At 63.7% G+C, this 24,014-nt stretch carries 18 protein-coding genes; 1 reads left to right on the forward strand and 17 read right to left on the reverse strand.

The window, feature by feature from the left end; all coding sequences use genetic code 11:
* Positions 1–218 precede the first annotated feature (218 nt).
* The 17 genes from PC358_RS07545 to speB all read right to left on the reverse strand — a co-directional run bounded on the left by PC358_RS07545 (position 219) and on the right by speB (position 22,808).
* Positions 219–656 carry an Lrp/AsnC family transcriptional regulator gene (locus tag PC358_RS07545; protein ID WP_033700137.1) on the reverse strand — a complete coding sequence of 146 codons (438 nt, stop codon included), beginning with the start codon at positions 654–656 and terminating at the stop codon, positions 219–221.
* Positions 653–2,041, reverse strand: a complete 1,389-nt coding sequence (thrC, locus tag PC358_RS07550; RefSeq protein ID WP_033698603.1) for a threonine synthase — start codon at positions 2,039–2,041, stop codon at positions 653–655. The genes PC358_RS07545 and thrC overlap by 4 nt, the downstream gene beginning before the upstream one ends.
* Positions 2,042–2,056: 15 nt before the next feature.
* Positions 2,057–2,947, reverse strand: coding sequence for a LysR substrate-binding domain-containing protein (locus tag PC358_RS07555; protein ID WP_033698604.1), 891 nt, complete (start codon positions 2,945–2,947; stop codon positions 2,057–2,059).
* Between the two features lie 49 nt (positions 2,948–2,996).
* Complete coding sequence (locus PC358_RS07560) at positions 2,997–4,436, reverse strand: amino acid permease (RefSeq protein WP_033698605.1); 1,440 nt, start codon at positions 4,434–4,436, stop codon at positions 2,997–2,999.
* Positions 4,437–4,559: 123 nt separating this feature from the next.
* Positions 4,560–5,819, reverse strand: a complete 1,260-nt coding sequence (locus tag PC358_RS07565; protein ID WP_033698607.1) for a cystathionine gamma-synthase family protein — start codon at positions 5,817–5,819, stop codon at positions 4,560–4,562.
* Positions 5,820–6,058: 239 nt separating this feature from the next.
* A protein-coding gene (locus PC358_RS27725) for an IS3 family transposase (RefSeq protein WP_156056779.1) occupies positions 6,059–7,413 on the reverse strand; the annotation gives its coding sequence in 2 pieces (ribosomal slippage) (positions 6,059–6,940 and positions 6,943–7,413; 1,353 coding nt in all).
* 101 nt (positions 7,414–7,514) lie between these two features.
* Positions 7,515–8,489 carry a lipoyl synthase gene (lipA, locus tag PC358_RS07580; RefSeq protein WP_033698609.1) on the reverse strand — a complete coding sequence of 325 codons (975 nt, stop codon included), beginning with the start codon at positions 8,487–8,489 and terminating at the stop codon, positions 7,515–7,517.
* Between the two features lie 68 nt (positions 8,490–8,557).
* Positions 8,558–9,814: a serine hydroxymethyltransferase gene (gene glyA, locus PC358_RS07585; protein ID WP_033698610.1), complete on the reverse strand. Its 1,257-nt coding sequence runs from the start codon at positions 9,812–9,814 to the stop codon at positions 8,558–8,560.
* 66 nt (positions 9,815–9,880) lie between these two features.
* Positions 9,881–12,751 carry an aminomethyl-transferring glycine dehydrogenase gene (gcvP, locus tag PC358_RS07590; RefSeq protein ID WP_033698611.1) on the reverse strand — a complete coding sequence of 957 codons (2,871 nt, stop codon included), beginning with the start codon at positions 12,749–12,751 and terminating at the stop codon, positions 9,881–9,883.
* A 14-nt stretch (positions 12,752–12,765) separates the two neighbouring features.
* A complete protein-coding gene (gene gcvH, locus PC358_RS07595) occupies positions 12,766–13,143 on the reverse strand; it encodes a glycine cleavage system protein GcvH (RefSeq protein ID WP_033698613.1) in 378 nt (125 codons plus the stop codon).
* Between the two features lie 260 nt (positions 13,144–13,403).
* Positions 13,404–14,936 (reverse strand): sigma-54-dependent transcriptional regulator, encoded by a 1,533-nt coding sequence (locus PC358_RS07600; RefSeq protein ID WP_033698614.1) that lies wholly within the window; start codon positions 14,934–14,936, stop codon positions 13,404–13,406.
* Positions 14,937–15,017: 81 nt separating this feature from the next.
* The gene (gene cycA / locus PC358_RS07605; RefSeq protein WP_033698615.1) at positions 15,018–16,442 is read right to left on the reverse strand and encodes a D-serine/D-alanine/glycine transporter; all 1,425 of its coding nucleotides are present in this window, start codon (positions 16,440–16,442) and stop codon (positions 15,018–15,020) included.
* A 435-nt stretch (positions 16,443–16,877) separates the two neighbouring features.
* On the reverse strand, positions 16,878–18,566 hold the full coding sequence (gene betA, locus PC358_RS07610) for a choline dehydrogenase (protein WP_033698616.1): 1,689 nt from the start codon (positions 18,564–18,566) through the stop codon (positions 16,878–16,880).
* A 4-nt stretch (positions 18,567–18,570) separates the two neighbouring features.
* Positions 18,571–20,040: a cytosine permease gene (locus tag PC358_RS07615; RefSeq protein WP_033698617.1), complete on the reverse strand. Its 1,470-nt coding sequence runs from the start codon at positions 20,038–20,040 to the stop codon at positions 18,571–18,573.
* Positions 20,037–20,216 carry a hypothetical protein gene (locus PC358_RS07620; RefSeq protein WP_033698618.1) on the reverse strand — a complete coding sequence of 60 codons (180 nt, stop codon included), beginning with the start codon at positions 20,214–20,216 and terminating at the stop codon, positions 20,037–20,039. The genes PC358_RS07615 and PC358_RS07620 overlap by 4 nt, the downstream gene beginning before the upstream one ends.
* A 96-nt stretch (positions 20,217–20,312) precedes the next feature.
* On the reverse strand, positions 20,313–21,821 hold the full coding sequence (locus PC358_RS07625; protein ID WP_033698619.1) for an aldehyde dehydrogenase family protein: 1,509 nt from the start codon (positions 21,819–21,821) through the stop codon (positions 20,313–20,315).
* 15 nt (positions 21,822–21,836) lie between these two features.
* On the reverse strand, positions 21,837–22,808 hold the full coding sequence (gene speB, locus PC358_RS07630) for an agmatinase (protein ID WP_033698620.1): 972 nt from the start codon (positions 22,806–22,808) through the stop codon (positions 21,837–21,839).
* 289 nt (positions 22,809–23,097) lie between these two features.
* On the opposite strand from speB, the gene PC358_RS07635 reads away from it, so the two are divergent.
* A complete protein-coding gene (locus tag PC358_RS07635; RefSeq protein ID WP_033698621.1) occupies positions 23,098–24,009 on the forward strand; it encodes a LysR family transcriptional regulator in 912 nt (303 codons plus the stop codon).
* The last annotated feature ends 5 nt before the right edge of the window (positions 24,010–24,014 follow it).

Raw genomic sequence — 24,014 nt, forward strand, 5'->3', positions numbered from 1 at the left:
GCTGTTGTTTGATGGGCTCAGCGTACGAGGTGGCGGCGGGCAGTAGAATTGGCCAAAACGCCGTATTTATTGGGCGATCTGCACAGGCTCGCAGGCCCGCGAATGGGGCCACGCGGTAGCTGACACCGGCTTTGCCGGTGTTCGCGGGGCAAGCCCGCGCCCACAGGGTCGCTGCGTAATCAATGAGATAAATTTTGTTCGGGGGGATAGAAGCAGGGTTAAAAGACGGCGGAGAGGACGAAGGAGGTGACGGTGTTTTCAACACCCTTGATGCCGGCGATTTCTTTCCACACGGCGTGGACCCGCTCCGGGGTAGCGGCAGCAACCCTGAGCATCAGGTCAAACTCGCCGCTGAGCACTTCGCACTGCACCACCTCGGGGATGCTCCGCAAGGTGGCCAGCACGTCGTCACCGCGCATGCGGTCGTAGCGATAGACGAAAATCACCGCACTGATCAACGACGATGGCCGGCGGGCGTCCCCCAGCCTAACCGTATAGCCCTGTATCGCACCGTCGCGCTCAAGCCGTTCGATACGCTGGCGCACCGCATTGCGCGACAGGTTCACCTTGGCCCCGAGCTCGGCGTGGGCGATGCGTGCGTTGGCGGTCAGTTCGGCAAGGATGCGCTCGTCCAGCGGGTCGAGAATACGCTTCATGCGGGCCTCGACTGCGCCGCCAGCAAGGCCTTGCACAAGCCATCCAGGTCACCCCGATGCAACGCCGGTGGGCCCTCTTGCACCGGTGGCAGGCAGGCCAGCTCACCCTCCCAGACACCCAGCTGCGCCAGCAGCGCGGCAGACTTGCTTGGCGCGATCTGGCCCAGGGTCACCATCGGCGCACCCAGGCTGCGCCGATGCATGCGGCCCGCCAGTGCGCCGACGGCCGTATGAGGGTCGACCAACGTTGCCGCTTGCTCGCGCAGGGTGATGACTTCGCGGCGTACTTCGGCGTCGTCCACCGCATAGGAGTCGAACAACACCCGCGCCTCAAGCCATTGCGCATTGCCGATGCTCAATTCACCACAGGCCTCGAAATGCTCCATCAGCGCTGCGACACGGCTGCCGCTGCGCCCATACAGCTCCCAGATGAAGCGCTCCAGGTTCGAATACAGCGAAAAGTCCATGGCCGGTGACGACGTGCGCTGACTGGCATGGGGGGCGTAGCGGTTGCGATGAAGGAAACGGTGAAGGGCATCGTTGCTGTTGGTCGAAACGATCACCTGGTTGATCGGCAACCCCATTTTCTGCGCAATGAAGCCGGCGTAGATTTCCGCGAAGCTTGCCGCCGGTACGCTGAATGCAACCGGCCGGGTGCCGCCACCCAATTGCAGGGCCGCGTGGAAGTAGAACACGATCTGCGCCAGCACCCCTACCCAGTTGGTCGAGTTGAAACACACCGGTATCAAACCCTCCAGCGGCCAGGCACGAAACAGCCGTGCTACCAGGGTCTGACAGTCGTCGAAACTGCCCTCCACCGGCAGCAGCTGAACACTGGCGGGGTCCGCCGCCTGCAAGGCGGCCAGGCGGTCTGCCGGGATCTCGCCCTGCGGGTAGAGAATGGCCAGGCGCACATTGGGCCTGGACGCAAAGGCCTCGATCGCGGCAATGCCGGTATCACCATTGGTGGCCCCGACCACCAGTGCCTCGCCGCCGGAGCGCGTCAGAAAGTGGCTGACCAGCCGTGCCTGGAGCTGCGCGGCGAAGTCCTTCGAGGTGCGTGTGGGGCCATGGAACAACTGCAGGATCCATTCGTTATGGCCAATCTGCTGCAAGGGTGTGATCGCGCGGTGGCTGAAGGCCTGGTAGCTGTCGCTGAGCAGCACGCGCAAGCACGGGTCATCAATGGCATCGCCGACAAAGGGCGCGATGACCCGCCAGACCAGCTCATCGAAGGGCAGCCAGGACCAACTGGCAATTGCCTCAGGGCTGATTACCGGCAAGTACGCCGGCACATACAGCCCGCCATCGGCGGCAGGCCCCGACAGCACGACTTCACGGAAGTCCGCTCGCACATCAGCGTTGCGGGTACTGACGTAATGCATGAAAACTCCCCAGGGTTACGAAGGCCGGTGCGCGTGTGCCACCAGCCAGGATGAAAACAGCGCAGCATCGGGTGGCAGTGGCCGCCCTTGCTCGCGTACCAGGTAAAACGATTCGCTCGCTTCGATGCGCTGGCTGAAGGGTGCGACCAGCTGGCCGTCCCTGAGCAGGTCCTCGACCACGGACGATCGCGCCAGCGCCACCCCCTGCCCCAGTTCGGCCATGCGGATGGTGGACACCAGCGTGTCGAACTGCAGCCCCCGCGAGTAGTCGACATCGTCCGCGCCTACCCGCTTGAGCCAGTAGCCCCAGCCCTCCTCGTAGCCCAGCACATGCAGCAGCGGGTGGTGCCTGAGGTCGCGCGGCTGGCGAATGGGCGAGCGCGCCATCAGCGCCGGCGAACAGACCGGCACCAGCACGTCCCAGGTCAAGCGTTGGGCATGCAGCCCGGGCCATTCGCCATTGCCCCAGCGCACCTCCAGGTCGTCCTCGCCATCCGGCGCCTTGACCCACAGGTTGCTGATATAGCGGATGTCGATGTGCGGGTGCTGGCGGCTGAAGTCGGGCAGCCGCGGGGCTAGCCAGTACTGCAGGAACGACAAGCTGCCGCGCACCTTCACCGGCCCGCGCTGGTGCTGACCGAAGATCTCGTTGGTGCCCACCGCCAGGCGGCTGATCGCATCCTGCACCACCGGCAGGTAGGACTGCCCCTCTTCGGTCAGGCCCAGGCCCCTGGGCAGGCGCTTGAACAAGGCCACGCCCAGGTGGTGTTCGAGTTGCCGGATCTGCTGGCTCACCGCCCCCTGGGTGAGGTGCAGCTCCTCGGCTGCGTGAGTAAAGTTCAAGGCGCGTGCCGACACTTCGAAAGACCGCAGCCAGTTGAGCGGCGGCAGGGTTTTTTGCTTCATCGACACGACCTCGTTCACAGTGGGGTCCGTGCATCATGAACCGGAAGGCTCAGCTCACGCCAACACTCGAACCTGCCGGCGCCAGGGCCGCCAGCCGCTGTGCACGCTTGTTGCGGGTAACCCAGTAGACGAAGTAGCACCAGCCAATGAACGGGATGCCGAAGTACAGGGCGACGCGTTGTTCGGGGTCGAAGGCGATGCCGACACAGGCCAGCACGCAGCAGGCAATCGCGCCCAGCGGCACCCAGGGGTAGCCGCGCACCCTGAAGTGCAGGTCTTCGACCCGCCCGCCATTGGCCACGTAATGGCGGCGGAAGGCGATCTGGCTGCCGGCAATGCTCATCCACACCACCACCACCGCCAGGCCGGAAATCGACACCAGCGCCAGGTACACCGTGTCCGGTGCCAGCACGCTGCTGAGCAGTGACGCCGCGGCCCCGGCCATGCTCAGCACGATCGCGTTGACCGGCGTGCCACGCGGCGACAGGCGGGCGAAGCACTTGGGCATATGGCCCTGGTCACTGAGCGTCCACAGCATCCGCGAGGCCGCGTACAGCCCGGAGTTGGCGGCCGACAGCAAGGCGGTGAGGATCACGAAGTTCATGATGTCTGCCGAATACGGGATGCCGATCAGGTCGAAGACCATGACGAACGGGCTTTCGACCAGGCCTGCCTGTTCGCGCGGCAGCAAGGTGGCCAGCACGATGATGGTGCCGACGAAGAACAGCGCCAGGCGCACCACCGTGGTCCGAATGGCCTTGGGCACGCTCACCTGCGGGTCTTTTGCCTCGCCGGCGGCAATGCCGATCAGTTCGGTACCGGAAAACGCAAAGGACACCGCCAGAAGCGTCATCGCAATCGGCAGCACGCCGGTCGGGAACAACCCCTCACGGGTGAAGTTGGACAGCCCGATACCCTGCACATGCTGCACATCGAACAGGCCGAAGATGGCGCCAGCGCCGATGGCGATGAAGGCAATCACCGTCAGCACCTTGACCAGCGACAGCCAGAATTCGGTCTCGGCGAACAGGCGCACCGACACCACGTTGCTGACCAGTACCGTGATGGCGAACAGCGCGCTCCAGATCCACACCGGCGTGTCGGGAAACCAGCGGACCATCAGGATGCCCGCCGCGGTGAACTCCGAGCCGATGGCCACGGTCCAGGTCAGCCAGTACAGCCAGGCCACCGTGTAGCCGGTGCCTGGCCCCAGGTAGCGGGTGGCATAGCTGCTGAACGAGCCGGTTTCGGGCATCTGCACCGCCAGCTCACCCAGGCAGACCATGACCAGGTAGACCATCACCGCGCCGACGCAATACGCGATCACCGCGCCCAGTGGGCCAGCCTGGTTGACCGTGTAGCCCGAGGTCAGAAACAGGCCCGTGCCGATCACCCCGCCCAGCGCCAACATGACGATATGGCGGGTGTGCATCTCTTTCTTGTACCCGGCCGCGTGGGCCGACGCCGGCTTTGATTGTTCGGTGGACATAATCGAGTTCTCATGAAGTGGCTGGCAATCGACCGGCAAGCGGCCCTGGGGCCGACCCCGTCGATGTGTCAGCGGCTGTTATTGTTATGGCTTTCATGAATCAGGAAGGGCGCGCCCAACGCCTCAGGTCGACACTTCAACGTGCCGATCGCAGCGGTCGCTGCCCTGCCCCTGCTGGGCGCGCACTGTCGCGAACGCCTGGCGCAGGTCTGCCAGCAGGTCAGCGGTATCCTCGATGCCGACCGAAACCCGCACCAGGCCTTCGGAAATGCCCAGTGCCTGGCGCTCTTCCAGGGTGTTTTCCACGTGGCTGGTTGTCCGTGCCGGCCCGTAGATGGTTTCCACTGCACCGAGGTTGCCGGCGCGGTGGGCATAGCGCAGCTTAGGCAGCAGCGCGACGACGGTGTCCATCCCGCCTGCCAGGACGAAACTGACGATCGCGCCAAAACCGCGCATCTGCGCGTTGGCGATCGCGTGGCCGGGGTGCTGCGGCAACCCGGGGTAGTTGACCGCCTCCACCAGCGGCTCGGTGCACAGGTATTCGGCCAGGGCCTGGGCGCTGGCCTGTTGCTGACGCAGGCGCAGCGCCAGGGTCTTGATGCCGCGAATGATCAGGTAGGCGGAGAACGGGTCCAGCGAGGCGCCGTTGATTTCACGGTAGTGACGCACCTGCGCCATCAAGGTTTCGGCGCCGCAGACGACACCGCCCAGCACATCGCCATGCCCGGACAGGAATTTGGTCGCGCTGTGCACCACCACGTCGACGCCCAGCAGCAGCGGGTTCTGGTTCAGCGGCGTGGCGAAGGTGTTATCGGCAACCACCAGTGCCCCCACACGCTTGGCGGCGGCTACCAGGCGGCGGATGTCGAGGATTTTCAGCGTCGGGTTGCTCGGCGTCTCCAGGTAGACCACATCGCAACCGCGAGCGATTTCACGCTCCATGGCTTCGCTGTCGAGGGTGTCGCACAGCGTCACCTCGATGCCCTGGCGGGGCAGAAACTCTTCGAAGATCTTGTTGGTGCCGCCGTAGCTGTCGCGGGTCGAGACCACACGCTTGCCGTTGCACAGGAAGGTATGCAGTACACCGCTGATGGCGGCCATGCCGGTGCTGAAGGCCACGGCCGACTCGGCGTGTTCCAGGGCGCACAGTTTGTCTTCAAGGACCGCAACCGTCGGGTTGCTCATGCGGCTGTAGATGAAGCCAGGTTGTTTGCCCAGGGCGATGTCGTACCAGGCGTCGATGTCCTGGTAGCCGTAGGCGGCACTGGCGATGATCGGGGTTTGGGTGGCGTTGTAGGGGTGCTCGACCTGTTCACCCTCCCACACCACCTGGGTACCGATACCGGGCTGCACGCCGTGGGCGACCTTTGCTTGGTTATTCATGTAATTGTCTCGCATCGATGAAACACGACGGTGTTTCGACTGGTCTGCGAGGACTATAGAGCGCACATACGCCCCTGAAAAACGATGCAATAAGGGACTTAGGGGCGCTTTTTTTAATGGCTTCTGGGGGGCTGCTGCGCAGCCCATCGCGGCACAAGGCCGCTCCCACACTGGCCGCACCTACCCTGTGAATATGGGCATACACCGTCAATGGACTGCCCCCAAAAAGTTGGACAGTTCTATGCTGCCGCCTGGGTCCTGTACTCGACAGGGCTCAGGCCATTGAGCCTCAGCTTGATGCGGTCATGGTTGTAGTAGTGGATGTACTCATCCAAGCCCGCTTTCAATTCATCAACATTCTCAAACCGCTTGAGGTAGAAAAATTCTGACTTGAGCGTGCCGAAGAAGCTTTCCATAGCTGCATTATCTAGGCAATTGCCTTTACGAGACATGCTCTGCTTCACTCCACAACTGCGCAGTTTCTGGCGATACTGAGCCTGCTGGTACTGCCACCCCTGATCGGTGTGGAGCACGAGTTTCGGCTTCTCCCCCAGGGTCTTGAGTGCCTTGTCGAGCATGTTCCCAACCAGGCTGTACTGTGGGCGACTGGCCGTCTCGTAGGCGATGATTTCCCCGTTATACAAATCCATCACAGGCGAAAGATAGAGCTTCTGTTGCGCCACCTTGAACTCGGTTACGTCACTCACCCATTTCTGGTTGGGGCGCTGGGCGACGAAATTACGCTCCAGCAGATTCATCGCTATCTTGCCGACAGTACCTCGGTACGACCGATATTTCTTGGGTCGCACCAGTGACTTCAGACCCAGCCCAGTCATCAGTTTCTCAACGACCTTCTTGTTGACTAGCGGCCCCTCTTTTCTGATTGCTAGTGCAACGCGCCGATACCCGTAACGCCCCTTCTCTTTGTGATAGACCTGCCGAATTCTCTCTTTAAGCTCCGCGTATTTATCCGGCTTCTGTTGGCTCTGTACCTGGTAGTAAAAAGTGCTGCGAGCCAGTCCGATCAGCCGCAGCAGGTCAGGCAAAGGGAATCTACGTTTGAGTTTGGAAACGATCAGGACTTTTTCGCCGGTATTCGTTCCTTTTCCTCGCGCAGAGCCTTGAGCTCCTTTAGGACAGCGTTCTCCATGCGCAGATACTCAAGCTCAGCCATCAGCTGGTCTCTGGGCTTTTGCGAATCGTCGGTATCTGTGGGCTTTGCTGGTTTAATCTTCTTCAACACTTTAATCGGCTTTTTCTGGCGGATGACAGGGGCTACAGGGCTACCACTGTAGTACTGCCGCTGCCAGTTGCCTATCTGCGAGGACTGGCCGAGGCCAAAATGCGCAGCGGTTTGGCGAAGAGAGAGACGATGCTCGTGCATGTGGCTCAGCACTTGGCGCTTGAAGTCGTCGTCATAGCGCTGCCCGTGCGAGCGCGGACTAAGGCTGGACTTGCTCTGATAGCTGGAGACCCACCGGCGCAGCAGACTGACGTCGATACCGAAACGCTGGGCTACTTTTCGGAAGCCATCGCTACCATCTAGGTAGGCTGAGATGGCTGTGAGTTTGAACTGCTCTGTGTATTTGCCCATCGGTCCCCCCAAGGGTTGGATTTTTTGTCCAACTTCTTGGGGGCAGTCCACAATGTGGGAGCGGCCTTGCGCCGCGATGGGCTGCGCAGCAGCCCCGGCGTTTACCGAACCGCGTGCAAGGCTTGCTGGTCGGCATGGTAGGACGAGCGCACCAGCGGCCCCGACGCCACATTCCTGAAGCCCATCGCCACAGCCTGCTCGGCGAACCAGGCAAAGGTATCCGGGTGCACGAACCGCTGCACCGGCAGGTGGCTGCGCGAAGGCTGCAGGTACTGCCCCAGGGTCAGCATGCCGACCTGATGCTCGCGCATGCGCTGCATCACTTCCAGCACCTCCTCGTCGGTTTCCCCCAGGCCCAGCATCAGCCCGGACTTGGTCGGCACCCCGGGCACCCGGCGCTTGAAGTTCTCCAACAGGTCCAGCGACCACTCGAAGTCCGACCCCGGCCGTGCCGCCTTGTACAAGCGCGGCACGGTCTCCAGGTTATGGTTGAACACATCCGGCGGCGCCTGTTCGGTGATGGCCAGGGCCACGTCCATGCGCCCCCGATAATCCGGCACCAGGGTTTCCAGCTTCGTGCCCGGCGACAGCTTGCGGATTTCGCGCAGGCAGTCGACGAAGTGCTGGGCACCGCCGTCGCGCAGGTCGTCACGGTCCACCGAGGTGATTACCACGTACTTCAGGCGCAGCTCGGCAATGGCGATCGCCAAGTGCTTCGGCTCATCGGCATCCAGCGGTTTCGGCCGGCCATGGCCGACGTCGCAGAACGGGCAACGCCGGGTGCAGATGTCGCCCATGATCATGAAGGTCGCCGTACCACCGGAAAAGCACTCGCCCAGGTTCGGGCATGAGGCTTCTTCGCAGACGCTGTGCAGCTTGTGCTTGCGCAGCAGCGCCTTGACCCGGGCGACCTCGGGTGACGTGGCGATTTCCACGCGGATCCAGTCGGGTTTGCGCGGCACTTCCTCGGTGGGCAGGATCTTCACCGGGATGCGCGCCACCTTTTCGGCGCCGCGCAGTTTCACGCCGGCTTGCAGGGGCTGCGGGCGCGTGGCCGCAGTCAGGGTCTGGTTCATGTTCATGCTCCGCCAGTCAGGGCTTCATCCACGGTTGCTTCATCCACGAGGCTTCATCCACGGCCGATTCAGGCGCGGTAGACCGGATATTCCGCACACAGCTTGGCCACCGACCCGGCCACCTGGGCCTCGACATCGGCATCACCAAGGTGGTCGAGGATGTCGCAGACCCAGCCCGCCAGGGCCACGCACTCTGCAACCTTGAAGCCGCGGGTGGTGACGGCCGGAGTGCCGATGCGCAGGCCCGATGTCACGAACGGCGACTGCGGGTCGTTGGGCACGGCGTTCTTGTTGACGGTGATGTGCGCGCGGCCAAGGGCGGCGTCGGCGTCTTTTCCGGTGAGGCCCTGGCGGATCAGGCTGACCAGGAACAGGTGGTTGTCGGTGCCGCCGGACACCACGTCGTAACCGCGTTCGATGAACACCTGGGCCATGGCTTGGGCGTTTTCGATGACCTGTTGCTGGTAGCGCTTGAACTCAGGCGCCAGCGCTTCCTTGAAGCACACGGCCTTGGCGGCGATGACGTGCATCAGCGGGCCACCCTGGGCGCCTGGGAATACGGCAGCGTTGAGCTTTTTCTCGATCGCTTCGTTGGACTTGGCCAGGATCAGGCCGCCACGCGGGCCGCGCAAAGTCTTGTGGGTGGTGGTGGTGACCACGTCGGCGTACGGCAGCGGGTTGGGGTACAGGCCAGCGGCAACCAGGCCGGCGACGTGGGCCATGTCGACGAACAGCAGCGCACCGACCTTGTCGGCGATAGCGCGAAAGCGTGGGAAGTCGAGGGTCTTGGAGTAGGCCGAGAAGCCGGCAACGATCATCTTTGGCTTGTGCTCGACCGCCAGGCGCTCGACTTCGTCGTAGTCGATCAGGCCGGTGTCGTTGTTGATGCCGTACTGCACAGCGTTATAAAGCTTGCCCGAAGACGACACCTTGGCGCCGTGGGTCAGGTGGCCGCCGTGGGCCAGGCTCATGCCCAGGAGGGTATCGCCAGCTTGCAGCAGGGCCAGGTACACCGCGCTGTTGGCGGAAGAGCCAGAGTGCGGCTGGACGTTGGCGTAATCGGCACCGAACAGCAGCCTGGCACGTTCGATGGCCAACTGTTCAACCACATCGACGTGTTCGCAGCCGCCGTAGTAGCGCTTGCCCGGGTAGCCTTCGGCGTACTTGTTGGTCAGCTCGGTGCCCTGGGCCTGCATCACTTGCGGGCTGGTGTAGTTCTCCGAGGCGATCAGCTCGATATGGTCTTCCTGGCGCTGCACTTCGCGGCTGATGGCCGCTTGCAGTACAGGGTCGAAATCGGACAGGGTCAGGCTTTTATGGAACATGCGTGTGCTTCCTTGTTGTTGTGGGCAGGCAAGGCCCGGACCGGGACCGGGTCCGGGCCCGAGCGGTCAGGCATCCTGGTAGAGCGACAGGGGTGGGCAGGCGCACGCCAGGTTGCGGTCACCGTAGACGTTGTCCACGCGCCCCACCGGCGGCCAGTACTTGTTATCACGCAGCGCTGGCAGCGGGTACACCGCCAGCTCGCGGGCATAGCGATGGGGCCATTCGCCGACCAGTTCGCTGGCGGTGTGCGGTGCGTTCTTCAGCGGGTTGTCGAGCTTGTCGAGGGTGCCGTTCTCCACCGCGCGGATTTCCTCACGGATACAGATCATGGCCTCGCAGAAGCGGTCGAGCTCTTCCTTGGACTCGCTCTCGGTCGGCTCGACCATCAACGTGCCCGCCACAGGGAAGGACATGGTCGGGGCGTGGAAGCCGAAATCGATCAGGCGCTTGGCCACGTCTTCGACGCTGATGCCACTGCTGTCCTTTAGCGGGCGCAGGTCAAGGATGCACTCGTGGGCCACCAGGCCGTTCTCGCCGGTGTACAGCACCGGGTAGTGCTCCTCCAGCCGCCGGGCAATGTAGTTGGCACTCAGAATGGCCAGCTGCGAGGCGCGCTTGAGCCCTTCCCCACCCATCATGCGGATGTACATCCAGGTGATCGGCAGGATGCTCGCGCTGCCATAAGGCGCCGCGCAGACAGCGCCCTCTTTGTGCGCCATGTGCGCGTGGCCGGGCAGGAACGGCGCCAAGTGCGCCTTGACACCGATCGGGCCGACCCCGGGGCCGCCGCCGCCGTGGGGGATGCAGAAGGTCTTGTGCAGGTTCAGGTGCGACACGTCACCACCGAACTTGCCCGGCGCGCAGAGGCCGACCATGGCGTTCATGTTGGCGCCGTCCAGGTACACCTGGCCGCCGTGCGCATGGATGATGTCGCAGATGCGGGTGATGCCCGCTTCGAACACACCATGGGTCGAGGGGTAGGTGATCATCAGCGCGGCCAACTGGTCGCGGTGCTGCTCGGCCTTGGCTTGCAGGTCGGCCACATCGACGTTGCCACGCTCGTCGCAGTTGACCACCACCACACGCATGCCGGCCATCTGAGCCGTGGCCGGGTTGGTGCCATGGGCCGACGACGGGATCAGGCACACATCGCGGCCCGCTTCGCCGCGGCTGGCATGGTAGGCGCGGATGGCCAACAGGCCTGCGTATTCACCTTGGGAGCCGGCGTTGGGCTGGAGCGACATTGCGTCATAACCAGTGGCCTCGCAGAGCATGGCCTGCAGTTCATCGGTCAACTGGCGGTAACCGAGTGACTGTTCGGCCGGGGCGAACGGGTGCAGGTTGCCGAACTCGGGCCAGGTGATCGGGATCATCTCACTGGCGGCGTTGAGCTTCATGGTGCACGAGCCCAGCGCGATCATGGTGCGGTCCAGGGCCAGGTCCTTGTCGGCCAGGCTACGCAGGTAGCGCATCAGCGCTGTTTCAGAGTGGTAGCGGTTGAACACCGGGTGCTGTAGGAACGCGGTTTCGCGCAGCAGTTGCGCCGGCAGGCGATCGCCACTGTCAGCGGCCAGGGCGGCGAAATCGGGCAGCGCCTGGCCAGGGGCGGCGAACACCTGCCACAAGGCCTCGACACTGGCCTGCTCGCAGGTTTCATCCAGCGACAGGCCGACGCGGGTCTGGTCAATCAGGCGCAAGTTCAACTGCGCACCGTGGGCGGCGGCCAGCACCTCGGCCACAGGCTGGGCAGTCACCACGCTAACGGTGTCGAAGAAGTGCGCCTGCTCCACCAGGTGCCCAAGCTGCTGCAGCCCTTGCACCAGGATCGCGGTCAGGCGGTGTACCCGCCGGGCAATCTGCGCCAGCCCCGCGGGGCCATGGTAGACCGCATACATGCTGGCAATGTTGGCCAGCAGCACCTGCGCGGTGCAGATGTTGCTGGTCGCCTTCTCACGACGGATGTGTTGCTCGCGGGTCTGCATGGCCAGGCGCAGGGCCGGCTTGCCGAAGCGGTCGATGGACACACCGACCAGGCGGCCAGGCATGTCGCGCTTGAACGCATCGCGGGTTGCAAAATACGCCGCGTGCGGGCCACCGAAGCCCAGCGGCACGCCGAAGCGCTGAGCGCTGCCCAGCACCACATCGGCATCGAATTCACCCGGTGGGGTCAGCAAGGTCAGCGCCAGCAGGTCGGCAGACACCGCCACCAACGCACCGACGGCATGGGCGCGTGCTACCAGGCTGCGGTGGTCGGCGATGGCGCCGGTGCTGGCCGGGTACTGCAGCAGCAGGCCGAAGTACGGCTCAAGGCTTTGCCCCTGCAGCGCCGCTTCATCACCGATGACCACTTCTATGCCCAGGGGTTGGGCGCGGGTGCGCAGCACGTCGAGGGTCTGCGGGTGGCAATGGCGGGAGGCAAAGAATGCCGGCGCCTTGCTCTTGGCCAGGCGTTTGCAGAAGGTCATGGCTTCGGCGGCGGCGGTGGCCTCGTCGAGCAAGGAGGCGTTGGCGATCTGCATGCCGGTGAGGTCGCTGACCAGGGTCTGGAAATTGAGCAGCGCTTCCAGGCGGCCTTGAGAAATCTCTGGCTGGTAAGGCGTGTACGCGGTGTACCAGGCCGGGTTTTCCAGCAGGTTGCGCAGGATCGGCGTCGGCGTATGGCACGGGTAGTAACCTTGGCCGATGTGGTTGCGAAACAGCTGGTTCTTCGCGGCGATGGCCTTGAGTGCTGCCAGGGCTTCAGCCTCGCCCTGCCCTTTGCTCGGCGCGAGCACGCTGGTGCCCTTGATGCTGTCGGGGATGACGCTGTCGATCAGGGCATCCAGGGTGTCGTGGCCGGTCAGCGCCAGCATCGCCTCGATGTCGTGCTCGCGAGGGCCGATGTGACGTGCGATGAACGCGTTATCCGTGGTCAATGCGACAGGTGCGTTGGTCATGTCGATACCCAGGTTCAGGCGTTGTCGGCCAGGAAGCGCTCATAGCCTTCCTGGTCCATCAAGGTGTCGAGGTCGGCGATGTTGGCGACCTGGATGCGGAAGAACCAGCCGTCCTTCATCGGTGAGGCATTGACCAGTTCCGGGTCGTCGGCCAGGGCCTGGTTGACCGCCACCACGCTACCGTTCAGGGGCATGCTGATGTTGCTGGCGGCCTTCACCGACTCCAGCACCGCGACTTCATTGCCCTCGGCGTACTCGCCCGGCTCCGGCAACTGCACGAACACCACATCACCCAGCGCCTCCTGGGCATAGGTGGTGATGCCGACGGTCAACTCGCCAGTCGCTTCCAGACGCAGCCATTCGTGCTCGGGGGTAAAACGCAGCGTGCTCATGGGTCTTCCTCTCTTGTTATCAGGTGGGTCCCGGTCCAGGACTGAAACCACAATAGCAAGGGCGATGCCAACTTGTATAAAGCCTTTAATTTCAACTAGTTAGTTGAACATCGAGGTCATTTTCAAACGGCTTCTGCGGAACGAAACAGCTCCAGTGCGTCGCGCCGAGAGGCGCCCTTGAAGGGGCGTGCCAATGAATGTGGGGGCCCCGTTCCAGTGGAGTGCATTCACTCCACTGGAACGTATTGGCACCAGGGCGGCTACGAGGGCCGGCTGGCGATGCCGTATTTGCGTAAGCGCTGGCCGATTGCGGTGTGCGAGGTCTGCAGGCGCGCAGCCAATTGCCGGGTCGAGGGGTACGTCGCGTACAGGTTTTCCAGCAGGGACTTTTCAAACCCCTGCACCGCCGCTTCCAGGCTGATGACCGCTTGGGCGTCAGGCTGCTGGCTGCTCAAGGCGGTGCCGGCCAGCTCCAGGTCGTCGCAGTCGATCACCTCCCCTTCGCTGATGGCTGCCGCACGGAACACCACGTTCTGCAACTGGCGCACGTTGCCCGCCCAGCGGTTGCCCAGCAGCAACGGGTGGGTGGCCAGCGCCAGCCGGCAGGGCGAGCGCTGGATCTGCGCGCAGGCCTGGCGCAGGAAGTGCTCAGCCAGCAGCAGGATGTCCTTGCCACGCTCGCGCAAGGGCGGCACCTTCAGGTTGAGCACGTTGAGGCGGTAGTAGAGGTCTTCGCGAAAGCTGCCTTCGAGCACCATGTTTTCCAGGTTGCGGTGGGTCGCACAGACCACCCGGACATTCACCCGCACCTCACCGCCGCCGCCCACCCGGCGGAAGCTGCCGTCATTGAGAAAACGCAACAGCTTGGCCTGCAGGTAGGGCGACATCTCCCCCACCTCATCGAGAAACACCGTGCCGCCATCGCCCAGCTCCAGCAGGCCAGGCTTGCCGCCGCGCTGGGCGCCGGTGAAGGCGCCGGCGGCGTAGCCGAACAGTTCGCTTTCGGCCAGGCTCTCTGGCAGTGCCGCACAGTTGAGCGCCAGAAACGACGCATCACGCCGGGCGCTGAGGGCATGGCAGGCACGGGCGACCAGCTCCTTGCCAGTGCCTGTCTCACCCTGGATCAGCAGCGGCGCATCAAGGCCGGCCACTTTGTGCAGGCGCACCTTGAGTTCCTTGAGCGCGGTCGAGTCACCGAGCAGCCCGTCCAGCCCTTCACCAGGGTCGTGCAGCAACGACGCCAGGCGCTCGCCGATGCGGCTTGGCGGGTAAAGGGTGAGCAGGCCGCCGACCAGGGCCTCGGCACCGCCACTGATGGGCGTGGCTTCCAGCAACAGCGCCTGGCCCTGGAAACCCACCTCGCACATGGGCAGGCGAAAGCCCTTGTCGATCAAGGTTTGGGCCAGGTCTGCCTCGGCAAACAGCCGCGATAACGGCTCACCAGCCGGCTCGCGGCCAATCAGGCTGACCAGCGTGGGGTTGGCCAGCAGCACATGGCCGCCAGCGTCCACCGCCAGCACCGGGTCACTCATCGCCGCCAGCAGCGCCTCCAATTGCAGGCGTCGGCGATGGCCGGGCAGGAAGTCGACCAGCTCGACCGCCTGCACACCGGCCACCCGCAACAGCGCAGCATGCAGTTCGTCCAGCACCGCCTGCTGCAGCGCCGGGGCGTCGATGTAGACGTTGGGCGGGATCATTTCCACCGCATCCAGGTTGAGGTTGCGCGCCCCCAGCAGTGCCAGGATTTCCTGGGTGATGCCGACGCGGTCGATGAAGGTGACGTGGATTCTCATCGTGATTCCCTGGTTGGCAAAACGACAACAGGGGGACGGCGCACACTGCGCTGTCCCCCTGGGTAAACGTGACGTTGGCGATCAATCCGCTTCGAAGGACAACGCAGTGTTCCCCTGTCTTTTCTGGCGGACGGACCGGTAGAACAGGCCCAGCAGCGCGAACCACACCGGCATGGCGAACAACGCCATGCGGGTGTCCGCTTCCAGGGCCAGCAAGCCGAGGATGAAGGCGAAGAACGCCAGGCACACCCAGCACATGATGGTGCCGCCCGGCATCCTGTATTTCGACGCACGGTGCAGGTGGTCGCGCTGCTTGCGGTACGCCAGGTACGACAGCAGGATCATCGACCAGACGAACATGAACAGCAGGGCCGACACCGTGGTGATCAGGGTGAAGGCGTCGAGCATGTTGGGCACCAGGTAGATCACCAGCGCACCGGCGGTCAGGCACACACAAGAGAAGATCAGGCCGTTGGACGGCACGGCGCGGCGCGACAGTGCGCTGAACGTGCCCGGTGCATCACCTTCCATCGCCAGGCCGTAGAGCATGCGGCTGGTCGAGAACACGCCGCTGTTGGCCGAAGACGCCGCTGACGTCAGCACCACGAAGTTGATGATGCCTGCTGCGGCGGGTAGCCCGGCCAGCACGAACAGCTCGACGAAGGGGCTCTTGTTGGCCACCACATCTCGCCAGGGGGTAACGGCCATGATGGCGATCAACGCCAGCACGTAGAAGACGATGATGCGCAGCGGAATGGAGTTGATGGCACGCGGCAGGTTGCGTTCCGGGTTCTTGGTTTCGGCAGCCGTGGTGCCGACCAGCTCGATGCCGACGAAGGCGAACACCGCAATCTGGAAGCCGGCGAAGAAGCCCATGAGGCCATGGGGGAACATCCCGTCGTCGTTCCACAGGTTGGCCAGCGTGGCGACGTTGCCAGCGGGCGACTGGTAGGCTGCCGCCACCATGTACACCCCAGTGCAGACCAATGCGCAAATGGCCACGATCTTGATCATGGCGAACCAGAACTCCAGTTCACCGAACATCTTCACCGTCATCAGGTTGAGGCTCAGCAACAGCCCGACGCAGCCCAGCGCCGGCAACCACAAGGGAATATCCGGGAACCAGAATTGTGAATAGGCGGAAATGGCGATCACATCGGCAATCCCGGTGACAATCCAGCAAAACCAGTAAGTCCAGCCCGTGAAAAAGCCTGCCCACGGGCCTAACAAATCGGCGGAAAAATCGATGAACGACTTGTACTGCAAGTTGGACAAGAGCAGTTCGCCCATGGCCCGCATGACGAAAAACAGCATGAAGCCGATGATCATGTAGACGAAGATGATCGAAGGCCCAGCCAGGCTGATGGTCTTGCCAGAGCCCATGAACAGGCCGGTGCCAATCGCACCGCCGATGGCGATCAACTGGATGTGGCGGTTGGAAAGATTACGCTTGAGTTCGTGCGTGTCACCCTCAGGCGGACAGTGACCCTGCGGCAGGTTATTCATTGTTATTTACCTTGCTAGTTTAATTGTTTTTATAACGTCACAAGTTCAACTTTCTGCCCGGATATGCCGTGGAACATCCGGACGAGCACAAGGGAATCAGCAAGGACTATGCCAAGGAGTACAGGCCACTAAACACGGGGTTTTGTGCAACTATCAGCTTTTGCCACTGTAATGAAGCCACTCCAGTGGCAAGGCTAAAGGGCACGGTGTACGACACCGAGGCGTCGTATACCGTGCCCTGCCCTGCGCTGTATTGATATCACTACAATGGAGCGCTATCAGTCCAAGCCTTGCTTTAGCGTCTAAAACAGGTGTGCCCCCGCGAATACCGGCGAAGCCGGTGCCATACACCGCGCCGCGCCATTCGCGGGGCGAGCCCGCTCCCACAGCAATAGCGCGTCCGCTGGGGTTCCTACAGTCCGTTCTAGGGATGTTTCAACCTGTGCGCACCTCGCGCCGTGGTGCGCGGCTGCGCTGTTGATCCTGCCAATCCTCTACCAACCCGACCGGCACATCGGCCGGCGCCATCGGCTCGCGCCCGCGCACCAGGTCGGCAGCGCGCTCGGCGAGCATGATGGTCGGCGCATTGAGGTTGCCGTTGGGCTCGCTCGGGAACACCGACGAGTCGATCACCCGCAGGCCCTGCAAGCCGTGCACACGCAACGCCGAGTCGACCACCGCCATGTCGTCCTCGCCCATGCGGCACGAGCCACAGGGGTGCATGGTGCTTTCCATGTTGGCACGCACGAAGGTATCGATCTGCTCGTCGGTCTGCACCTGCGGTCCGGGCGCCAGCTCCTCGCCGCGGAAGCGGTCCATCGCCGGCTGGGCAATGATCTCGCGGGTCAGGCGCACGCAGCGGCGGAAGCCCTCGCGGTCCTCTTCACTTTGCAGGTAGTTGAAGCGGATTTCCGGGTGCTGGTAAGGGTCGGCCGACAGCGCCCGCACATGCCCGCGGCTCTTGGGTTTGTTCGGCCCGGTCAGCACCATGAAACCATGGCCTTTGAAGGGTTTGTCGCCGTCATAGCGCATCGCCGCCGGCAGGAAGTGGAACTGAATGTCCGGCCAGCGCAGCCCCTTGGCCGAGCGGATGAAACCACCTGCCTCAAAATGGTTGCTGGCGCCCAGGCCATCTTTGAACAGCAACCAGCGCAGGCCGATCATCGCCTTGCCCAGCAGGCTCATCTTGCCGTTGAGCGTCACCGGCTCCTTGCAGGCGTACTGGATGTAGATTTCCGAGTGGTCCTGCAGGTTCTCGCCCACACCCGGCAGGGCATGAAGCACCTTGATCCCGGCCTTTTTCAGCACCGCCTCGGGGCCGATACCCGAGCGCTGCAGCAGGTGCGGCGAGCCGATCGGGCCGGATGCCACCAGCACTTCGCGGCTGCAATGAACCGTGTGGGTCTGGCCGCCTTCGTCGTACTCGACCCCAACCGCCCGCTTGCCATCGAGCAGGATGCGCCGGGTCATGGCGTGGGTCACGACGGTCAGGTTCGGCCGGCTCATGGCCGGGCGCAGGTAGGCATTGGCGGTGGACCAGCGCACCCCGTCCTTCACGGTCATGTGCATGGCGCCGAAGCCTTCCTGCATGTAGCCATTGCAGTCGTCGGTCTTGATGTAGCCGGCCTCGGCACCGGCTTCTATCCAGGCGCCGTACAGCGGGTTCTGCATGTTGTTGCCGTTGTTGGTGGCCAGCGGCCCGGCGCCACCGCGGTAGTCGTCGCCGCCGAACTTGAAGTTTTCGGCGCGCTTGAAGTACGGCAGGCAGTTGCGATAACCCCAGCCGTTCGCGCCCAGGCTTTCCCACTCATCGAAGTCGCAGGCATGGCCACGGATGTAGACCAGGCCGTTGATCGAGGACGACCCACCCAGCACCTTGCCCCTTGGGCAGTGCAAGCGTCGGCCGTCCAGGTGGGTTTCGGCGGCGGTCTCGTAGCGCCAGTTGTACTTCTTGGTGTTCATCGGCAAGGAAAACGCACTGGGCATCTGGATCAGCACACTGCGGTCGCTGCCGCCGAACTCCAGCACCAGCACCGTGGTGGCAGGGTCTTCGCTGAGGCGGTTGGCCAGGACGCAGCCGGCAGAGCCTGCGCCGATGATGATGTAGTCGTATCGTTTGTTCATTGTTCTAGTCCTGTACGCGAAGGCCTGCGGCCTCGATGGTGCTTTCATTGCCCTTTGGGTAGCCGCCCCAGCCCAGGCGCGTAGCCAGCAGACGGGTCAGCCCGTAATGCACCAGCCCGGCCAACAGGCAGGACGGCAGCGAGGCGGTGGCGAAGGTGAAGAAGTCGGTATGGGCCAGGGTCTGCGGGTTGAACACCACCACGTAGATGGCAAAGCCTGCCACCAGCGCCAGCAGCGCGATGGGGTTGAAACCCTTGCAGAAGCGCAGCGGCGAGCCGCTTTGCTCGGCATACAGATGGCGTAGGTTCAGGCGCTGCTTGCGCAGGAAGAAGTAATCGGCAATGCCAATGCCGGCCAGGGCGCTGTTCAGTGCCGACGTCCACACCAGGAAGATGAAGAAGCCGTCGTAGATACCCGGGGCCAACAGCACGATCACCACCGGGATGATGCAGAACAGCCCGATCAATACCCCCCAGCCCAGGCTGCGCAAACGCTCCCCGGCCAGTTGCCGCAGGCCGATCACCGCGGTGTAGAGGATGTTGACCATGCCGGTCAGGTTGGCCAGCGCCAGGAAGCTCAGGGCGATGACGCCGAATGTCATGCCGCCGGCCAGCCGCATCCAGGCCGTAGGGTCGCTGCTGCCCAGGGTGGTGGCGGCGAACAGGCTGACCGACTCGCCCAGCGAAGCGGCGCCGAAGATGCCCACCAGGTTGGGCCAGAAGGCCGTGCGCTGGTTGCTGCACAGGCGCGACAGGTTGCCGATGTAGGGCCACCAGGAGAACCCTGCGGCGATGTTGATTTCAACCGCGATCATGAAGTTGACGTGCGGGTTTTCGAAGGGTGGCTGCAAAGGCGGCATCGCCAACAGTTCGCCGAAGCTGTAACGGCGGGAGATGAAGTACATCAGCGCCAGCATGATCAGGATCAGGCTGGGCGCGATCACCGCGCTCAGGCGGCGGATCATGTCGGGCCCGCGCATGGCCACCAGCGCCGCCAGCACGATGGCCAGCAGGGCCCCGGCGGTCACCAGCCAGTCGCCGGCGTCGGGCTCGCTGTGCTGTACCAGGGTTTCCAGGTTGTCCAGCGCCCGCCCGCACATCAACCCCAGCACCGCCAGCCAGCCCATGGTCAGTATCACCACCGAGAGGATGTACACCAGGCGGCTGCCATTGACGCCGAACATGCTGCGCAGGAAGGTGAACTGCTCGACGCCATATTTGCCACACGGCAGGCAGGTGGACGATGCCGCCAGTACCACGCCGATGATGTTGCCGATGATGATCGCGGCAATCCCTTGCAACGGCCCGACGAACAGCGCGGTGGCACCGCCGATCAAAAACACCCAGGTGGCCACCGCCAACGCCGAGTTGGCGTAGGCATAGCCCCAGAAGCCCCAGACCCGTTCACCCGGCAGCAAGGGCGTGTCGCCGCGTTCGGCGGCCAGGCGAAATTCCTGCTCTCTGGCCCGGCTCATGGCTGGCCCCCCAGCACATACGCGCCGACCACCATGACCAGGGTCAGCACGGCAAGGGCGATGACGTCCGTTGCCTTCAGCGCGCCGGGCCAGTGCGCCCTGCCCTCCAGTTCTTCATAGGCGCGCAGGCGCCGTTCCAGGTCTTGTGCACGCTCGGTATCCACTTGGCTGTTCATGGGCATCACCTCGACGGGTTCTTGTTCTTGAAATTCGATGCGTTCGTGTTGCCTGCGTCGCTCGCCAAACCAGGCGACGCAGGCCGGCCCTGTCCCTCAGGGCAAGGTGATCCAGACCGCCTTGGTCTCCAGCAGAAACTCCAGTTGTTCGGCGCCCATGTCCTTGCCATAGCCCGACTGCTTGTAGCCACCGAACGGCATGGACGGGTCGAGTGTGCTGTGGGCATTGACGTAGACCGTGCCGGCACGCAGGCGCGGGATCAGCCCGTGGACCTTGCCCAGGTCGTTGGAGTAGATCGCCGCCGCCAGGCCGTACTGCGAATCGTTGGCCAGCGCCAGCGCCTGTTCCTCGGCGTCGAAAGGCATGGTTACCAACACCGGCCCGAAGATTTCCTCACGGACGATGCGCATGTCGTTGTTGCAGTGGGCAAAGATGGTCGGCTGCACGAAGAAGCCAGCGCCCTCGACCGGCTCACCGCCGTAGTACACCTGCGCCCCTTCGGCCTTGCCCAGGGCGATGTATTCCAGCACCCGCTGCTGTTGCTGGCGCGACACCATGGGGCTGATGAAGCAGTCCGGGTCCAGCCCCGGGGCGATCTTCAACGTCGCCGTGTAGCGCGCCAGCGCTTCGAGGAAGGCCGGGTAGACACTGCGCTCGACATAAGCACGGGTACCGGCATCGCACACCTGCCCCGAGTTGAAGAACACACCGTTGGCGACCGCCTCGGCCGCAGCAAAGATATCGGCATCGGCGAACACGATCACCGGCGACTTGCCGCCCAGTTCCAGGGTCAGGCGCTTCATCTGGTCCATCGCCGCCTTGCCCACCGAGCAGCCCACCGGGGTCGAACCGGTAAAGCTCAGCTTGTCGATGCCCGGGTGGCTGGACATCGCCGTGCCCACCACGCTGCCGCGCCCGGTGACAATGTTCAGCACACCGTCGGGGATGCCCGACGCCTGCACCAGCTCGGCAAAGCGCAAGGCCGACAGTGAGGTCAGCTCCGCCGGTTTGACCACCACGGTGCAGCCGGTCGCCAGCGCCGCGCCGAGCTTCCAGGCCATGGTTTGCAGGGGGAAGTTCCAGGGCACGATGGCCCCTACCACGCCGACGGCTTCCTTGCGGGTATAGGCCAGGTAGTTGCCCGGCAGCGAAGGCTCGACGGTGCGCCCATGGATCTTGCTGGCCCAGCCGGCAAAGTAGCGCAGCGTATCGACGGTGCCCTGGATGTCCACGGCACGGGCCTGAGCGACCGACTTGCCCATGTCGATCGACTCGATCTGCGCCAGCTCATCGCCATTAGCCTCGACCAGGTCGGCCAGGCGATGAATCAGGCGTTCGCGCTCCAGCGGCTTGAGCTGGCTCCACGGGCCGCCATCGAATTGCGCGCGGGCGGCACGCACCGCACGGTCCAGGTCGTCCGGGGTGCCCATGGGGATGCGCGTCAGCACGCCCTCGGTGGCCGGCTCGATGACCTCGGCGCTGGCACCATCACTGGCCTCCAGCCAGGCACCGCCGATGAACATGCGCTGGGGCTTGCTGAGAAAACGCTGGGCGGCCTCTGAAACCCCGAAGGCCTGCAGGTAGGCTTTTACCTTGTTGTCCACGGTACAGTCTCCGGATCAGCGGGCGTTGGCGCGCGCGTGGAAGATGAAGCCGATGCTGTTCATCAGCAACTGCGCGGCAAGAATCGAGGTCACGCCTGCCGGGTCGTAGGCCGGGGCCACTTCCACCAGGTCCATGCCGACGATCCGCCCCTGGCTGCGCCGGGCCAGCGCCTGGATGATCTCCAGTACTTCGTAGTAGAAGAATCCGCCATGGCTCGGTGTGCCGGTACCTGGGGCGATGGACGGGTCGAAACCGTCGATGTCGATGGTGATGTAGTAGTCGCGGCCTTCGGGGATTTTCGCCATCACGCCTTCACAACCCAGGCGGCGCACGTCGCGTACCGAAAGGATCTGCGAGCCGGCGTCGCGCGCGGCATCGTAGTCATCGCGGTTGGAGGACGACACGTTGCGGATGCCCATCTGGGTCATGCCGACGATGTGGTCCAGCTCCGAGGCGCGGCGCAGGGGGCTGCCGTGGCCGTAGCGCACACCATGGCGCTCGTCGACGAAGTCCAGGTGGGCATCGAAGTGCACGATGTGGATCGGCCCATGGCCTTCGAAGGCCTTGATCACCGGCGCATGGATCGAGTGGTCACCGCCCAGCACCACCGGCATGGCGCCGGCCTTGAGAATCTGGCGCACGGCCGACTCGATGTTGGCATTGCTGCTGGCCATGTCGGTGTGCACGATATCGGCGTCACCGACATCGACCATGCGCAGTTGGTCATCGGTCAGGTAGGTGGCGTCATCTTCGAAGTCGTAGGCGCCGGCATGGCCGAACGAGAACAGGGTCGATGCCTCGCGAATGCCGCGCGGTCCGAAACGTGCGCCAGAGCGCCATTGGGTGCCCATGTCGTTGGGCGCACCGAGGATCGCCACATCGGCGTCGATGGCATCCCAGTCGGTGCAGATGGGCGATTTGGCGAAGGTGCAATGCCCGACGAAGGGCAGGTTCAGGCGGCCGGATTCATAACCGTGCTTTGCCATGTTCAGGTTTCTCCACTTATTGTTCTGGTCAGGAGACGGGGCGACTGCTCGACCGCCGTTGCAGCCACTATGGCGGCAGGCCAACAGCGGAAAAATGCGCAAGTGCAGATGCATACATCGGGCAACCCGAAGTATTCGCCCGAATGCCAAAGGCCCGCCGGCATTTCCAGGCGCCAGGCATTGCAGTGATCACGGGTGCGTGGTTAGCTTGAAAAAAAACAATGGCCGGACGCTCATATCAGCCAGCGCGATGTGACGCAGCGATGTGAAGCACCGCCAGGAGGCCACAGTGATCCAGCTCCACGATGTCGATCTGAAGCTTCTCAGGGTGTTCACCACCATCGTCAGGTGCGGGGGCTTTTCCGCCGCGCAGGCAGCACTCAACGCCGGCCAGTCGACCATCAGCGAACAGATGACGCACCTGGAAACCCGCCTGGGGGTCAAGCTTTGCCAGCGCGGGCGCAGCGGCTTTCGCCTGACCGAACAGGGCGTGGCCATCCATGAGGCCACCTTGCGCCTGCTAGGCGCGGTGGAGAGTTTCTGCATGGATGCCGACGTGCTCAAGCAGCACATCAGCGGCAAGCTCAACCTGGGCATCATCGACTCCACCCTGACCGACAACGCCTCGCCCCTGCCGCGCACCACCCAGCGCTTTGTCTCACGCGGGCACGATGCCCACCTGCACATTTACATCGGCGCCCCGGCGGAGCTCGAAGAGCGGGTACTGGACAGCCGGCTGCACCTGGCCATCGGCCACTTCCCGTTGCGCGTGCCGGGGCTGTCGTACCTGCCGCTGTACGACGAAGCCCTGGGGCTCTACTGTGGCCGCCGCCATCCGCTGTATGCCAGCAAGGCGGCCAACGGCCGCCTGCTTGAAGAAGTTCGCCAGTGCCACATCGTCGTGCGTGGCTACATGCAGCAGTACGACCTGGAGCAATTGGGCATCAGCAAGGCCGCCGCAACCGTGGAGAACATCGAGGCAGCGGCGATCCTGATCATTTCCGGCGCCTACATCGGTTTCCTGCCCGTGCACTTCGCCGAGCAGTGGGTCAAGACCGGCGAAATGCGCCGCCTCGGCGCCAGCACACTGGACCTGACCTCCCCCTTCGATGTAATCACCCGGCGCGGCGTGTCGCCGCCACCGATCCTGCGGGCGTTTCTTGAAGACCTGAACACCTGCATCCACCAGGCTGGCGTCTGACCATG

Source organism: Pseudomonas capeferrum, from assembly GCF_000731675.1.
In the GTDB taxonomy this organism is placed as follows: domain Bacteria; phylum Pseudomonadota; class Gammaproteobacteria; order Pseudomonadales; family Pseudomonadaceae; genus Aquipseudomonas; species Aquipseudomonas capeferrum.